Raw genomic sequence first — 12,278 nt, 5'->3', positions numbered from 1 at the left:
GGGGGCCCCCCCCCCCCCCACGCCCCCCGGAAGAGCCCAGGGCCGGCTCCGCCGGGCTGAAACCCCCACCGAACTCCGTTCGGTGACAGGTCAGGAGAAGAAGCAGTGATTCAGCAGGAGTCGCGGCTGCGGGTCGCCGACAACACCGGGGCACGGGAAATCCTGTGCATCCGCGTGCTCGGCGGATCCTCGCGCCGCTACGCGGGCATCGGCGACGTCATCGTGGCGACCGTCAAGGAGGCCATCCCGGCCTCCGGCGTCAAGCGCGGTGACGTCGTCAAGGCCGTCGTCGTGCGCACCCGCAAGGAGAAGCGCCGCCCGGACGGCTCGTACATCAAGTTCGACGAGAACGCCGCCGTGATCATCAAGAACGACCGTGAGCCCCGCGGGACCCGCATCTTCGGCCCGGTGGGCCGCGAGCTGCGCGACAAGAGGTTCATGCGGATCATCTCGCTCGCGCCGGAGGTGCTGTAGCAGATGAAGGTCAAGAAGGGCGACACGGTCGTCGTCATCGCCGGCAAGGACAAGGGCGCCAAGGGCAAGGTCATCAAGGCCTTCCCCGACCGCGACAAGGTCCTCGTCGAGGGCGTCGGCCGGGTCAAGAAGCACACGGCCCAGTCCGCCAACCAGCGCGGTGCCCAGAGCGGCGGGATCGTCACGCAGGAGGCGCCCATCCACGTCTCGAACGTGATGGTCGTCGACGCCGACGGCACGCCGACCCGCGTCGGCACCCGTGCGGGCGGCGAGGGCGAGCAGAAGCGCGTGCGCATCTCGCGCCGCAGCGGGAAGGACCTCTCGTGACCAGCACCGAAGCTCCCGAGACGACCCGTCCCCGGCTGCAGCAGCGGTACCACGACGCGATCAAGCAGGCGCTGAGCGAGGAGTTCGGGTACGCGAACCCGATGCTCATCCCCGGCGTCGTCAAGGTCGTCGTCAACATGGGCGTCGGCGAGGCCGCGCGCGACTCGAAGCTGATGGAGGGCGCGGTCCGCGACCTCACCCTCATCGCCGGCCAGAAGCCGGAGATCCGCAAGGCCCGCAAGTCGATCGCGCAGTTCAAGCTGCGCGAGGGCATGCCGATCGGCGCCCGCGCCACCCTCCGCGGTGCGCGCATGTGGGAGTTCCTGGACCGGCTGCTGACCATCGGCCTGCCGCGCATCCGTGACTTCCGCGGCCTGTCGCCGAAGCAGTTCGACGGGTCCGGCAACTACACGTTCGGTCTCTCGGACCAGACGATGTTCCACGAGATCGACCAGGACTCGATCGACCGGCCGCGGGGGATGGACATCACCGTGGTCACCTCCGCGACGACCGACGAGGAGGGCCGGGCGCTGCTCCGTCAGCTCGGCTTCCCGTTCAGGGAGAACTGAGATGGCGAAGAAGGCACTGGTCAACAAGGCCGCGAAGACCCCGAAGTTCAAGGTCCGCGGCTACACCCGTTGCAACCGCTGCGGGCGCGCCCGCGCGGTCCTGCGGAAGTTCGGGCTCTGCCGGGTCTGCCTGCGCGAGATGGCGCACCGGGGCGAGCTCCCGGGCGTGAGCAAGGCCTCCTGGTGAGCGCGGCGAACACCTCAGGGAACCCCGCAGAGCTTCCCGAGGTGCCGAGCGAGGGCCTCATCGACCCCGAGCTCCTGCGCCTCATCCAGCGCGTCGCCCACCGCGAGCACCTGCTCGACGGCACGGCCCAGATCCACGGGCAGCCGCGCGTCCGTACCACCGCTGACAGCAGCTCCACACGCCGCAGGCCCGCCATCGGGAGCGCGCGCACGCGCGCCACCCGGGGAACCACGGCGAGGAAGGTGACCTGGTCATGACGATGACCGACCCGATCGCGGACATGCTGACGCGCATCCGCAACGCCAACTCGGCGTTCCACGAGAGCGCGACCATGCCGCACAGCAAGCTCAAGGCCCACGTGGCGCAGGTCCTGCTCGACCAGGGCTACATCGCCGGGTTCCGCACCGAGGACGCGACCGTGGGCAAGTCCCTCGTGGTCGACCTCAAGTACGGGCCGAACCGTGAGCGCAGCATCGCCGGCATCAAGCGGGTCTCGAAGCCCGGCCTGCGCATCTACGCGAAGTCGAACGAGCTCCCCCGGGTGCTCGGCGGCCTCGGCGTCGCGATCATCTCGACGTCGTCCGGGCTCCTGACCGACCGGCAGGCCCACCAGCGACGGATGGGCGGGGAAGTCCTCGCCTTCGTCTGGTAGCGGGAAGGGGAACCGAACCATGTCACGCATCGGCAAGGCCCCGATCACCGTGCCGTCGGGCGTCGACGTCACCGTCGACGGGCAGAACGTCACGGTCAAGGGCCCGAAGGGCACCCTGAGCCACCAGGTCGACGAGCCCATCACGGTCTCGCTCGACGACGGCGTGCTCTCGGTGAAGCGTCCCGACGACGAGCGGGAGAGCCGCGCGCTGCACGGCCTGTCGCGCTCGCTGCTCAACAACCTGGTGCAGGGCGTCTCGCAGGGCTACGAGCGCAAGCTCGAGATCCACGGCGTCGGCTACCGCGTGCAGCTGCGGGGCTCGGACCTCGAGTTCGCGCTCGGCTTCAGCCACCCGGTGAAGATCACCCCGCCGGACGGCATCACGTTCGCGGTCGAGAGCCCGACCCGGTTCTCGGTCCAGGGCATCGACAAGCAGCTGGTCGGCCAGGTGGCCGCCAACATCCGGTGGCTGCGCCGCCCCGACCCCTACAAGGGCAAGGGCGTCCGCTACGCCGGCGAGCAGATCCGCCGCAAGGTCGGAAAGACGGGCAAGTGATGGCTGAGAACACCGCTACCACCACGAAGGCTCGGGGCCACCTGGGCAAGAACGTGTCGGAGACCCGCCGCACGGGTCGCACGCGGCGCCACGTCCGGCTGCGCAAGAAGATCGCCGGCACGCCGTCGCGTCCCCGCCTGGTCGTCACCCGCTCCACGCGGCACATCACGGCGCAGGTCGTCGACGACATCGCCGGCCACACCCTGGCCCACGCCTCCACGCTGGAGGCCGACGTGCGCGGGCTCGAGGGCGACAAGAAGGCGCAGGCCGCGAAGGTCGGCGAGCTCGTCGCCTCCCGCGCCAAGGAGCAGGGCATCGACGCGGTCGTCTTCGACCGCGGCGGTCGCCGGTACCACGGTCGCATCGCGCACCTCGCGGATGCGGCCCGCGAAGGGGGTCTGCAGTTCTGATGGGAGACGCAGCGAAGCGGAGCTCGACCCGTCGGGACCGCACCCTCATGATCGACACGAACGGAAGGAACGCCTGATGCCGGGACGCACACGGCGCGACGGGCCCGCGGGCTCGGGCGCACAGGGCGGCGAGCGTCAGGGCGGCAGCGCCGGTCGCGACCGCCAGCAGGGCGGCCGCGACCGCGGGCAGGACCGCACCCCGCACCTCGAGCGCGTCGTCGCCATCAACCGCGTGGCCAAGGTCGTCAAGGGCGGCCGCCGCTTCAGCTTCACCGCCCTGGTCGTCGTCGGTGACGGCGACGGGATGGTCGGTGTCGGCTACGGCAAGGCCAAGGAGGTGCCTGCCGCGATCGCCAAGGGCGTGGAGGAGGCGAAGAAGAACTTCTTCCGCGTCCCCCGGGTCGGCGGCACCATCACCCACCCCGTGCAGGGCGAGGAGGCGGCGGGCGTGGTCCTGCTGCGTCCGGCCAGCCCCGGTACCGGTGTCATCGCCGGTGGCCCGGTGCGCGCGGTGCTGGAGTGCGCGGGGATCGCGGACGTGCTGTCCAAGTCGCTGGGCAGCCAGAACGCGATCAACATCGTGCACGCCACGGTCGCGGCGCTGAAGGGCCTGCAGGTCCCCGAGGCCGTCGCCGCCCGCCGCGGGCTGCCCCTCGAGGACGTGGCGCCGGCGCGGATGCTGCGCGCCCGCGCCGGACAGGGGGCCTGACATGGCCGACCTCAAGGTCACGCAGACCCGCTCCGAGATCGGCGGCAAGCGCAACCAGCGCGAGTCCCTGCGCACGCTGGGCCTGCGGCGCATCGGCGCGACCGTCGTCCGCCCCGACACGCCCCAGAACCGGGGCCTGATCCACACCGTCCGTCACCTCGTGACGGTCGAGGAGGTGTGACCGATGGGTGAGTCCCCCATCAAGCTGCACCACCTGCGGCCGGCGCCCGGCGCCAAGACCGAGAAGACCCGCGTGGGTCGCGGTGAGGCCTCCAAGGGCAAGACCGCCGGTCGCGGCACCAAGGGCACCGGCGCCCGCAAGAACGTCCCCGCGACGTTCGAGGGTGGCCAGATGCCGCTGCAGATGCGTCTGCCGAAGCTCAAGGGCTTCCGCAACCGCAACAAGGTGGTCGCGCAGGTCGTCAACGTCGGCGACCTGGCCCGCCTGTTCCCCGACGGCGGCGAGGTCGGCCCGGCCGAGCTCGTGGCCGCCGGCGCCGTGCGCCCCGGGCACCCGGTCAAGGTGCTCGGGACCGGCGAGGTCGGCTCGGTGACGCTGCGCGTCAGCGCGCACGCCTTCTCCGGGTCGGCGAGCGAGAAGCTGTCCGCCGCGGGCGGCAGCGCGACCGTCGTCGAGTAAGTCCGCGACAGGCTTCCACCGGCCCCGTGACCCCCCTCCGTTCGTGCGGAGGAGCGGGCCGGGGCCGGTGGTGCTTCCCCGTGTAGTCTCGCTCCGGGCCGGCGCGACCGGTCCGGTCCGGCCTCGTCGCACCGCACGTGCGGTGCGCGGCCGGTGACCACCGGCCCGCGCGGCTCCGAACCCCACGAGCCCGCGGTGTGGCCGAACGACATCTGGAGGTCCGAGTGCTCGGCGCCGTGCGGTCAGCCCTGGCCACACCGGACCTGCGCAAGAAGATCCTGTTCACCCTGGGCATCGTCGCCGTCTACCGCCTCGGGGCCACGCTCCCGGCGCCCGGCGTCTCCTACTCGAACGTCCAGGAGTGCTTGCGTCAGGTCCAGGGCAGTGACGCCGCGAGCGTCTACTCGCTGATCAACCTGTTCTCCGGCGGGGCGCTGCTCCAGCTGTCGATCTTCGCGCTGGGCATCATGCCGTACATCACGGCGAGCATCATCGTCCAGCTGCTGACGGTCGTCATCCCCCGCTTCGAGCAGCTGAAGAAGGAGGGGCAGAGCGGTCAGAGCAAGCTCACGCAGTACACGCGCTACCTGACCATCGCCCTCGCGGTCCTGCAGTCCACCGGCATCGTCGCCCTGGCCGACCGCAACCAGCTCTTCCAGGACTGCGACCCGTCGCAGTTCCCGATCCTGCCGAACGCCGACATCTTCGACCTCGCGGTCATCGTCATCGTCATGACGGCGGGCACCGCGGTGATCATGTGGTTCGGCGAGCTCGTCACCGAGCGCGGCGTCGGCAACGGCATGTCGCTGCTGATCTTCACCTCGATCGCCGCCCGCATCCCCGCCGAGGGCAACACGATCCTGCAGAACGCCGGCCCGCTGGCGTTCACGGTGGTCTGCGCGTTCGGCCTGGTCATCATCGCGAGCGTCGTCTTCGTCGAGCAGGGCCAGCGGCGCATCCCCGTGCAGTACGCGAAACGCATGGTCGGCCGCCGCATGTACGGCGGGACGTCGACCTACCTGCCGCTGAAGGTCAACCAGGCGGGTGTCATCCCGGTCATCTTCGGCTCGTCGCTGCTCTACCTGCCCGACCTGCTCTCGCGGATCACGGGCAACCAGAACTCGGGCTTCTCGCGCTTCGTCCAGACGTACCTCGCGAACCAGTCCAACTGGCTGCACATCCTGCTGTACTTCGCGCTGATCATCTTCTTCACGTACTTCTACGTCTCGATCACGTTCAACACCGAGGAACGTGCCGACGAGATGAAGAAGTTCGGGGGGTTCATCCCCGGGATCCGCCCCGGGCGTCCCACGGCGGAGTACCTCAGCTACGTGCTGTCCCGGATCACATTGCCGGGATCCATCTACCTCGGCATCATCGCCGTCCTGCCGAACTTCTTCCTGGGCCTGACCGGTCAAGGACAGAACCAGAACTTCCCCTTCGGGGGCACGGCTGTTCTGATCATGGTGGGCGTCGGGCTGGACACGGTGAAGCAGATCGAGTCCCAGCTGATGCAGCGCAACTACGAGGGTTTCCTGCGCTGACCGGGAGCGGTCGGCAGCGGTCGGTGTTCACAGGGATGTCAGGCGAAGGAGTGTTGTCGTGAGGATCGTGCTGGTGGGCCCGCCGGGTGCGGGCAAGGGAACGCAGGCGGCACGGCTGTCCGAGCGCCTCGACGTGCCCCACATCTCCACCGGCGACATCTTCCGCGAGAACATGAAGAACGAGACGGAGCTGGGCAAGGAGGCCCAGCGCTACGTCGACGCCGGCGACCTGGTGCCCGACGAGGTCACCGTCCGCATGGTCAAGGACCGCCTCGCCCAGCCCGACGCGGCGCAGGGCTTCCTGCTCGACGGCTTCCCGCGCAACACCGCGCAGGCCGAGGAGCTCGCGAGCGTCCTCGCCGACCTCGACCAGCAGCTCGACGCCGTGCTGGTCTTCGAGGTCGACGACGAGGAGCTGGTCAAGCGGCTCATGGCCCGCGGGCGCTCGGACGACACCGAGGAGACCATCCGGCACCGCCAGGAGGTCTACCGCTCGGAGACCGAGCCGCTGATCGCGCACTATCAGGACGTCGCCGTGCGGGTGGACGCCATCGGCTCGGTCGACGAGATCACCGACCGCGCCATGGACGCGCTGGCCGACGAGCCCGACGACTGAGTGGGCAACCCGAGCCGCCGCCTGTCGGGCCTCACCGAGGCGGTCTCCGCCGGGGTCGGCGGCCTCGCCGACCGCGTACGGGGGCGCCTCGTGGAGATGAAGACACCCGGCCAGGTCGAGGCGATGCGCGCCGCCGGTCTCGTCGTGGCCTCCGCGCTCGCCGCGGTCACCGAGGCGGCGAAGCCCGGGGTCAGCACCGCCGACCTCGACGAGGTCGCCGAGGCCACGATCCGCGAGGCCGGCGCCGAGCCCTCGTTCCTCGGGTACCAGGGTTTCCCGGCGTCGATCTGCGCGTCGGTCAACGAGCAGGTCGTGCACGGCATCCCGTCGCGCGAGCAGGTGCTCGGTGACGGCGACCTGGTCTCGATCGACTGCGGCGCGATCCTCGAGGGCTGGCACGGCGACGCGGCGGTGACGCTGCTGCTCGGGACGCCGCGCGCGGAGGACGAGATGCTCTCGGCGGCGTGCCGGGCGGCGATGGAGGCCGGCATCGCGCGGCTGGTGCCCGGCGGCCGTCTCGGCGACGTGGGGCACGCCGTCGAGGAGGAGGCCCGGCGCCGCGCGGAGCAGGACGGCCGCGAGTACGGGATCGTCGCCGACTACGGCGGGCACGGCATCGGCACGTCGATGCACATGGAGCCGTTCGTCCCGAACCTCGGCCGCGCGGGCACCGGGATGCGGCTGCGCAGCGGGATGGTGCTCGCGATCGAGCCCATGCTCACCGCGGGCACCGACGAGACCGAGGAGCTCGCGGACGGCTGGACCGTCGTCACCGCCGACGGCACCCGGGCCGCGCACTGGGAGCACTCGGTGGCCGTGACCGACGACGGGCCCCGGGTCCTCACCGCGCCGGCGTCCTGACACCCACTCCGGAGACCTGCGGCACCGGCACAGTCGGATAGCAGAACTATCCGCTCGCTGTTATGGTGGACCCGTTCCGAAGAGACGGGGTGGTCGTGGTGGCTTCCGAGCAGATGCGGGTGGCCGACACCGAGCGCGAGCGGGTGGCGGCGGCGCTGGCGCAGGCCCACGGCGAGGGGCGCCTGACGCTCGCCGAGTACGACGAGCGCGTGCGCGCGGCGCACGGCGCGGTGGTGCGGGCGGACCTGGAGCCGTTGACGGCGGACCTGCCGGCGGCACCGGCACCGGCACCGGCGCCCGCGTCCTCCCCGCGCCGCCGTCTCTCGCCGCTGCGCCTCGCCGTCGCCGTGTGGACGGCGGTGTCGGTGGTGAACCTGGTGATCTGGGTGGCCGTGTCGGTCGGGCGGGGCGAGCCGGTGGCACCGTGGTGGATCTGGGTCGCGGGGCCCTGGGGTGTCGTGCTCGCCCTGCAGGCGCTCGCGGCGCGGGCCGGCGTCGCGGCGCCGACGCCGTTCGGGTGCGCGTTCCGAGCACCCCGGTGACGAGGCTCTCGACACGCCGCGCGTACACTTGACGGCTGGTGCGCGTGTCGTGCCGGTGCCCGCGCGCGTACGCGTCTCGGTCATCGGAACGCCGCGTCTCCAGGTCCCACGGCCCCCGTCGCTCCCGAGCGCCGGCCCGGTCCGGGACGACAGCGTACGTCGATAGGAATGCGGAGGACATGGCGAAGAAGGACGGCGCCATCGAGGTCGAGGGCCGGGTCATCGAACCCCTGCCCAACGCGATGTTCCGGGTGGAGCTCGAGAACGGGCACAAGGTCCTGGCGCACATCAGCGGCAAGATGCGTCAGCACTACATCCGGATCCTCCCCGAGGACAAGGTCGTCGTGGAGCTGTCGCCGTACGACCTGTCGCGCGGCCGGATCGTCTACCGCTACAAGTGACCCACGGGGGGTCGTGCCCCCCGTGAGCCCCCGAGAAAGAAGAGGACGCGGACGTGAAGGTCCAGCCGAGCGTCAAGCGCATCTGCGCGAAGTGCCAGGTGGTCCGCCGTCACGGGCGGGTCATGGTCATCTGCGACAACCTGCGCCACAAGCAGCGCCAGGGCTGACGCGCCCGACCAGGGCACCGCGGGCCGATGCGCCCGCACACCCAGATACCTCCCCGCACCTACGTCGGCTCGAGAGATCGTGCCCCGGCGGAGCACCCCCGGCTCGGGAGGCCGGGGCCCGGACCGTCATCGGTCCCGGGACGGGCAGGGAGCCAGACCTCCCGGACGACACGAGGAGCACGTCGCCCCATGGCACGACTCGCCGGCGTCGACCTCCCCCGCGAGAAGCGGATGGAGATCGCGCTGACCTACATCTTCGGGATCGGCCGCAGCCGAGCCCGCGAGATCCTCACCGAGACCGGCATCGACTTCGACCTGCGGTCGAAGGACCTGTCGGACTCGGACGCCGCCACGCTGCGCGCGTACATCGAGAACCACTTCCGGGTCGAGGGCGACCTGCGCCGCGAGGTCCAGGCGGACATCCGGCGCAAGGTCGAGATCGGCAGCTACCAGGGGCTGCGGCACCGCCGCAACCTGCCGGTGCACGGGCAGCGGACGAAGACCAACGCCCGCTCGCGCAAGGGCCCCAAGAAGACGGTCGCCGGCAAGAAGAAGGCCGCGCGCAAGTAGTCCGCGCGCCCTCGAACACCCCTCGAACGGAAGAAGAGAGATGCCACCCAGGACTCGCCAGGGCGCGGCCGGGGCCAAGAAGGTCCGTCGCCGGGAGAAGAAGAACGTCTCCCACGGCCACGCGCACATCAAGAGCACGTTCAACAACACGATCGTCTCGATCACCGACCCGACCGGCAACGTCATCAGCTGGGCGTCGGCCGGCCACGTGGGCTTCAAGGGCTCGCGCAAGTCGACGCCGTTCGCCGCGCAGATGGCCGCGGAGAACTGCGCCCGCAAGGCCGCCGAGCACGGGATGAAGAAGGTCGACGTCTTCGTCAAGGGCCCGGGCTCGGGCCGCGAGACCGCGATCCGTTCGCTGCAGGCCGCGGGCCTCGAGGTCGGCACCATCGCCGACGTCACGCCGCAGCCGCACAACGGCTGCCGTCCGCCGAAGCGTCGCCGGGTCTAGGCGGAGAGGAGACAACGAGATGGCTCGCTACACAGGCCCCGCCACCCGCAAGTCCCGCCGCCTGAAGGTCGACCTGATCGGCGGCGACAAGTCCTTCGAGCGTCGCCCGTACCCGCCGGGGCAGCACGGCCGGATCCGCATCAAGGAGTCCGAGTACCTGCTGCAGCTGCAGGAGAAGCAGAAGGCCCGCTTCACCTACGGCCTGCTCGAGAAGCAGATGCGCGCCTACTACGAGGAGGCGAACCGTCGCGAGGGCAAGACCGGCGACGAGTTCCTCAAGCTCCTCGAGTCGCGGCTCGACTCGGTCGTGTACCGGGCCGGCCTCGCGCAGACCCGTCGTCAGGCCCGCCAGCTCGTCGGGCACGGCCACTTCCTGGTCAACGGCCAGAAGGTCGACGTCCCCAGCTACCGGGTGACGCAGTACGACATCATCGACGTCCGGGAGAAGTCCCGGAACATGCTGCCCCTCGTGGTGGCGAAGGAGAACTTCGGCGAGCGCCCCGTCCCGGGGTGGCTGCAGGTCGTCCCGGACTCGCTCCGGGTGTTCGTCCACTCGCTCCCGGAGCGGTCGCAGATCGACACGCCCGTCCAGGAGCAGCTCATCGTCGAGTTCTACTCGAAGTAGGTCGCAGTACCCCGGCCCGGGCAGCCTGCTCGGGCCGGGTCGGGTTCGGCGTCAAATAGCGGACGCCGCATCGGAAGGGAACTCGCACGTGCTGATCTCCCAGCGTCCCGCTCTGTCCGAGGACGCCATCGACGACACCCGTTCCCGGTTCGTCATCGAGCCGCTGGAGCCGGGCTTCGGCTACACCCTCGGCAACTCGCTGCGTCGCACCCTGCTGTCGTCCATCCCGGGCGCGGCCGTGACCAGCATCCGTGTCGACGGGGTCCTCCACGAGTTCACCACCGTTCCCGGGGTGAAGGAGGACGTCACCGACATCATCCTGAACCTCAAGGAGCTCGTCGTGAGCTCCGAGGAGGACGAGCCGGCCACGATGTACCTGCGCAAGCAGGGCCCGGGCACCGTGACGGCGGGCGACATCGTGCCGCCGGCCGGCGTGACCGTGCACAACCCCGACCTGCACATCGCGACCCTGAACGACCAGGGCCGCCTGGAGGTCGAGCTGGTCGTCGAGCGTGGCCGCGGGTACGTCCCGGCCGCGCAGAACAAGGCCTCCGGCGCCGAGATCGGCCGCATCCCGGTCGACTCGATCTACTCGCCGGTGCTCAAGGTCAGCTACAAGGTCGAGGCGACCCGCGTCGAGCAGCGCACCGACTTCGACAAGCTGATCCTCGACGTCGAGACCAAGCCGTCGATGACCCCGCGCGACGCCATCGCGTCCGCCGGTCGCACGCTGGTCGAGCTCTTCGGCCTCGCCCGTGAGCTCAACGTGGACGCCGAGGGCATCGAGATCGGCCCCTCGCCCGCCGAGGCCGACTCGATCGCCGCGTTCGCGATGCCCATCGAGGACCTCGACCTCACGGTCCGGTCCTACAACTGCCTCAAGCGGGAGGGCATCCACACGGTCGGCGAGCTCGTCGGCCGCTCGGAGGCCGACCTGCTGGACATCCGCAACTTCGGTGCGAAGTCCATCGACGAGGTCAAGATGAAGCTGGCCGGGCTGGGCCTCGCGCTCAAGGACAGCCCGCCCGGGTTCGACCCCTCGGCCGCGGCGGCCGACTACCCGTCCGAGGGCTTCGAGTCCTACGGCTCCGACGGCGGCTTCGGCGGCTACGGGGTGTCGGACGACGACGGCCAGGACTACGCCGAGACCGAGCAGCTGTAAGACCACTCTTTTCAGCAACTCTGACGTGCTGCCCCCGGCCGGCCCTCGTGAGGGCCGGCCGGAAAGGCGTCACGAGACAGGAGCAGTGACATGCCCCAGCCCACGAAGGGTCCCCGCCTCGGTGGTTCCCCGGACCACCAGAAGCTGATGCTGGCCAACCTGGCCACGTCGCTGTTCACCCACGGGCGGATCCACACCACGCGGGCCAAGGCCGAGCGCCTGCGCCCGTACGCGGAGCGGCTGATCACCAAGGCCAAGAAGGGCGGCCTGCACAACCGTCGCCTCATCGCGGAGCAGATCCGCGACAAGGACGTCGTGCACCGCCTCACGGCCGAGATCGGCCCGTTCTTCGCCGACCGCCCCGGCGGCTACACGCGGATCATCAAGACGCTGCCGCGCAAGGGCGACAACGCGCCCATGGCCGTCATCGAGCTGGTGAACGAGCGGACCGCGTCGGCGGAGGCCTCGCAGGCCACCCGCACCGCCGCGGCCCCGCCGCAGACGTCGTCCGGCCCGGGTGCCGAGGTCGGCGACACCGCCACCGGTGCGGCCGCGACCGCGGCGACCATCGCGGCGGCGGAGGAGGCGGAGTCCACCGAGTCGGCCGAGACGGCTGCCTCGCCGGAGCCGGCCGAGCCGACCGACGCCGCGGACACCGTCGCGGAGGACGCCGACTCGTCGGACTCCTCGGACGGCGACCCCGTCCCCGAGGAGATGGCCGAGAACTCGGCGGCCGCCGCCGGTCTCGACACCTCGGACGACGACGCGTCGGACGAAAAGAAGTCCTGACCGACAGCGCCACCTCGACGGGTCCA

22 protein-coding genes are annotated in these 12,278 nt (G+C 70.7%); all 22 read left to right on the top strand.

Annotation, left to right across the window (positions count from 1 at the left end; all coding sequences use genetic code 11):
* The first annotated feature begins 105 nt into the window (after positions 1 to 105).
* Positions 106 to 474, top strand: a complete 369-nt coding sequence (gene rplN, locus WCD58_RS33080; RefSeq protein WP_116708470.1) for a 50S ribosomal protein L14 — start codon at positions 106 to 108, stop codon at positions 472 to 474.
* A gap of 3 nt (positions 475 to 477) precedes the next feature.
* Positions 478 to 801 carry a 50S ribosomal protein L24 gene (gene rplX / locus WCD58_RS33075; protein WP_337707401.1) on the top strand — a complete coding sequence of 108 codons (324 nt, stop codon included), beginning with the start codon at positions 478 to 480 and terminating at the stop codon, positions 799 to 801.
* Positions 798 to 1,370: a 50S ribosomal protein L5 gene (rplE, locus tag WCD58_RS33070; protein ID WP_337707400.1), complete on the top strand. Its 573-nt coding sequence runs from the start codon at positions 798 to 800 to the stop codon at positions 1,368 to 1,370. Before rplX ends, rplE begins: the two co-directional genes overlap by 4 nt.
* 1 nt (position 1,371) lies before the next feature.
* Positions 1,372 to 1,557 (top strand): type Z 30S ribosomal protein S14, encoded by a 186-nt coding sequence (locus WCD58_RS33065; RefSeq protein WP_133829609.1) that lies wholly within the window; start codon positions 1,372 to 1,374, stop codon positions 1,555 to 1,557.
* Positions 1,558 to 1,598: 41 nt separating this feature from the next.
* Positions 1,599 to 1,814, top strand: coding sequence for a hypothetical protein (locus WCD58_RS33060; RefSeq protein ID WP_337707399.1), 216 nt, complete (start codon positions 1,599 to 1,601; stop codon positions 1,812 to 1,814).
* The gene (rpsH, locus tag WCD58_RS33055; RefSeq protein WP_337707398.1) at positions 1,811 to 2,209 is read left to right on the top strand and encodes a 30S ribosomal protein S8; all 399 of its coding nucleotides are present in this window, start codon (positions 1,811 to 1,813) and stop codon (positions 2,207 to 2,209) included. Before WCD58_RS33060 ends, rpsH begins: the two co-directional genes overlap by 4 nt.
* A 19-nt stretch (positions 2,210 to 2,228) precedes the next feature.
* Positions 2,229 to 2,765 carry a 50S ribosomal protein L6 gene (rplF, locus tag WCD58_RS33050; protein ID WP_337707397.1) on the top strand — a complete coding sequence of 179 codons (537 nt, stop codon included), beginning with the start codon at positions 2,229 to 2,231 and terminating at the stop codon, positions 2,763 to 2,765.
* Positions 2,765 to 3,175 carry a 50S ribosomal protein L18 gene (gene rplR, locus WCD58_RS33045; RefSeq protein WP_337707396.1) on the top strand — a complete coding sequence of 137 codons (411 nt, stop codon included), beginning with the start codon at positions 2,765 to 2,767 and terminating at the stop codon, positions 3,173 to 3,175. The genes rplF and rplR overlap by 1 nt, the downstream gene beginning before the upstream one ends.
* Before the next feature lie 76 nt (positions 3,176 to 3,251).
* On the top strand, positions 3,252 to 3,884 hold the full coding sequence (gene rpsE, locus WCD58_RS33040) for a 30S ribosomal protein S5 (protein WP_337707395.1): 633 nt from the start codon (positions 3,252 to 3,254) through the stop codon (positions 3,882 to 3,884).
* A 1-nt stretch (position 3,885) separates the two neighbouring features.
* On the top strand, positions 3,886 to 4,065 hold the full coding sequence (gene rpmD, locus WCD58_RS33035) for a 50S ribosomal protein L30 (RefSeq protein ID WP_337707394.1): 180 nt from the start codon (positions 3,886 to 3,888) through the stop codon (positions 4,063 to 4,065).
* Positions 4,066 to 4,068: 3 nt separating this feature from the next.
* Positions 4,069 to 4,524: a 50S ribosomal protein L15 gene (gene rplO / locus WCD58_RS33030; protein WP_337707393.1), complete on the top strand. Its 456-nt coding sequence runs from the start codon at positions 4,069 to 4,071 to the stop codon at positions 4,522 to 4,524.
* A 224-nt stretch (positions 4,525 to 4,748) separates the two neighbouring features.
* Complete coding sequence (gene secY, locus WCD58_RS33025) at positions 4,749 to 6,068, top strand: preprotein translocase subunit SecY (protein ID WP_337707403.1); 1,320 nt, start codon at positions 4,749 to 4,751, stop codon at positions 6,066 to 6,068.
* A 58-nt stretch (positions 6,069 to 6,126) separates the two neighbouring features.
* Positions 6,127 to 6,684 carry an adenylate kinase gene (locus tag WCD58_RS33020; protein ID WP_337707392.1) on the top strand — a complete coding sequence of 186 codons (558 nt, stop codon included), beginning with the start codon at positions 6,127 to 6,129 and terminating at the stop codon, positions 6,682 to 6,684.
* Between the two features lie 96 nt (positions 6,685 to 6,780).
* Positions 6,781 to 7,545, top strand: coding sequence for a type I methionyl aminopeptidase (map, locus tag WCD58_RS33015; protein ID WP_337707402.1), 765 nt, complete (start codon positions 6,781 to 6,783; stop codon positions 7,543 to 7,545).
* A gap of 98 nt (positions 7,546 to 7,643) precedes the next feature.
* Positions 7,644 to 8,087 carry a DUF1707 SHOCT-like domain-containing protein gene (locus tag WCD58_RS33010; protein ID WP_337707391.1) on the top strand — a complete coding sequence of 148 codons (444 nt, stop codon included), beginning with the start codon at positions 7,644 to 7,646 and terminating at the stop codon, positions 8,085 to 8,087.
* A 179-nt stretch (positions 8,088 to 8,266) separates the two neighbouring features.
* Positions 8,267 to 8,488, top strand: coding sequence for a translation initiation factor IF-1 (gene infA / locus WCD58_RS33005; protein ID WP_030532868.1), 222 nt, complete (start codon positions 8,267 to 8,269; stop codon positions 8,486 to 8,488).
* Between the two features lie 53 nt (positions 8,489 to 8,541).
* The gene (gene rpmJ, locus WCD58_RS33000) at positions 8,542 to 8,655 is read left to right on the top strand and encodes a 50S ribosomal protein L36 (protein WP_018330934.1); all 114 of its coding nucleotides are present in this window, start codon (positions 8,542 to 8,544) and stop codon (positions 8,653 to 8,655) included.
* 189 nt (positions 8,656 to 8,844) lie between these two features.
* A complete protein-coding gene (gene rpsM, locus WCD58_RS32995) occupies positions 8,845 to 9,225 on the top strand; it encodes a 30S ribosomal protein S13 (protein WP_274280613.1) in 381 nt (126 codons plus the stop codon).
* 40 nt (positions 9,226 to 9,265) lie between these two features.
* Positions 9,266 to 9,676, top strand: coding sequence for a 30S ribosomal protein S11 (rpsK, locus tag WCD58_RS32990; RefSeq protein ID WP_337707390.1), 411 nt, complete (start codon positions 9,266 to 9,268; stop codon positions 9,674 to 9,676).
* A gap of 19 nt (positions 9,677 to 9,695) precedes the next feature.
* On the top strand, positions 9,696 to 10,301 hold the full coding sequence (gene rpsD, locus WCD58_RS32985) for a 30S ribosomal protein S4 (RefSeq protein WP_337707389.1): 606 nt from the start codon (positions 9,696 to 9,698) through the stop codon (positions 10,299 to 10,301).
* An 88-nt stretch (positions 10,302 to 10,389) separates the two neighbouring features.
* Positions 10,390 to 11,463: a DNA-directed RNA polymerase subunit alpha gene (locus tag WCD58_RS32980; protein WP_274200589.1), complete on the top strand. Its 1,074-nt coding sequence runs from the start codon at positions 10,390 to 10,392 to the stop codon at positions 11,461 to 11,463.
* 90 nt (positions 11,464 to 11,553) lie between these two features.
* A complete protein-coding gene (rplQ, locus tag WCD58_RS32975; RefSeq protein ID WP_337707388.1) occupies positions 11,554 to 12,252 on the top strand; it encodes a 50S ribosomal protein L17 in 699 nt (232 codons plus the stop codon).
* Positions 12,253 to 12,278 lie beyond the last annotated feature (26 nt).

Source organism: Actinomycetospora flava (assembly GCF_037400335.1).
In the GTDB taxonomy this organism is placed as follows: domain Bacteria; phylum Actinomycetota; class Actinomycetes; order Mycobacteriales; family Pseudonocardiaceae; genus Actinomycetospora; species Actinomycetospora flava.
The sequence above is the reverse complement of the archived record's forward strand: the minus strand, read 5'-3'. Positions and strand labels throughout refer to the sequence as shown.

Bases quoted from the DNA above. Each gene is read 5' to 3' on its own strand.
- rpsK (WP_337707390.1), top strand. From the start codon at position 9,266: ATGCCACCCAGGACTCGCCAGGGCGCGGCCGGGGCCAAGAAGGTCCGT.
- rpmD (WP_337707394.1), top strand. From the start codon at position 3,886: ATGGCCGACCTCAAGGTCACGCAGACCCGCTCCGAGATCGGCGGCAAG.
- rpsE (WP_337707395.1), top strand. From the start codon at position 3,252: ATGCCGGGACGCACACGGCGCGACGGGCCCGCGGGCTCGGGCGCACAG.
- rpsH (WP_337707398.1), top strand. From the start codon at position 1,811: ATGACGATGACCGACCCGATCGCGGACATGCTGACGCGCATCCGCAAC.
- rplR (WP_337707396.1), top strand. From the start codon at position 2,765: ATGGCTGAGAACACCGCTACCACCACGAAGGCTCGGGGCCACCTGGGC.
- map (WP_337707402.1), top strand. From the start codon at position 6,781: ATGAAGACACCCGGCCAGGTCGAGGCGATGCGCGCCGCCGGTCTCGTC.
- rplQ (WP_337707388.1), top strand. From the start codon at position 11,554: ATGCCCCAGCCCACGAAGGGTCCCCGCCTCGGTGGTTCCCCGGACCAC.
- rplO (WP_337707393.1), top strand. From the start codon at position 4,069: ATGGGTGAGTCCCCCATCAAGCTGCACCACCTGCGGCCGGCGCCCGGC.
- infA (WP_030532868.1), top strand. From the start codon at position 8,267: ATGGCGAAGAAGGACGGCGCCATCGAGGTCGAGGGCCGGGTCATCGAA.
- rplF (WP_337707397.1), top strand. From the start codon at position 2,229: ATGTCACGCATCGGCAAGGCCCCGATCACCGTGCCGTCGGGCGTCGAC.
- WCD58_RS33065 (WP_133829609.1), top strand. From the start codon at position 1,372: ATGGCGAAGAAGGCACTGGTCAACAAGGCCGCGAAGACCCCGAAGTTC.
- rpsM (WP_274280613.1), top strand. From the start codon at position 8,845: ATGGCACGACTCGCCGGCGTCGACCTCCCCCGCGAGAAGCGGATGGAG.
- rplX (WP_337707401.1), top strand. From the start codon at position 478: ATGAAGGTCAAGAAGGGCGACACGGTCGTCGTCATCGCCGGCAAGGAC.
- rpsD (WP_337707389.1), top strand. From the start codon at position 9,696: ATGGCTCGCTACACAGGCCCCGCCACCCGCAAGTCCCGCCGCCTGAAG.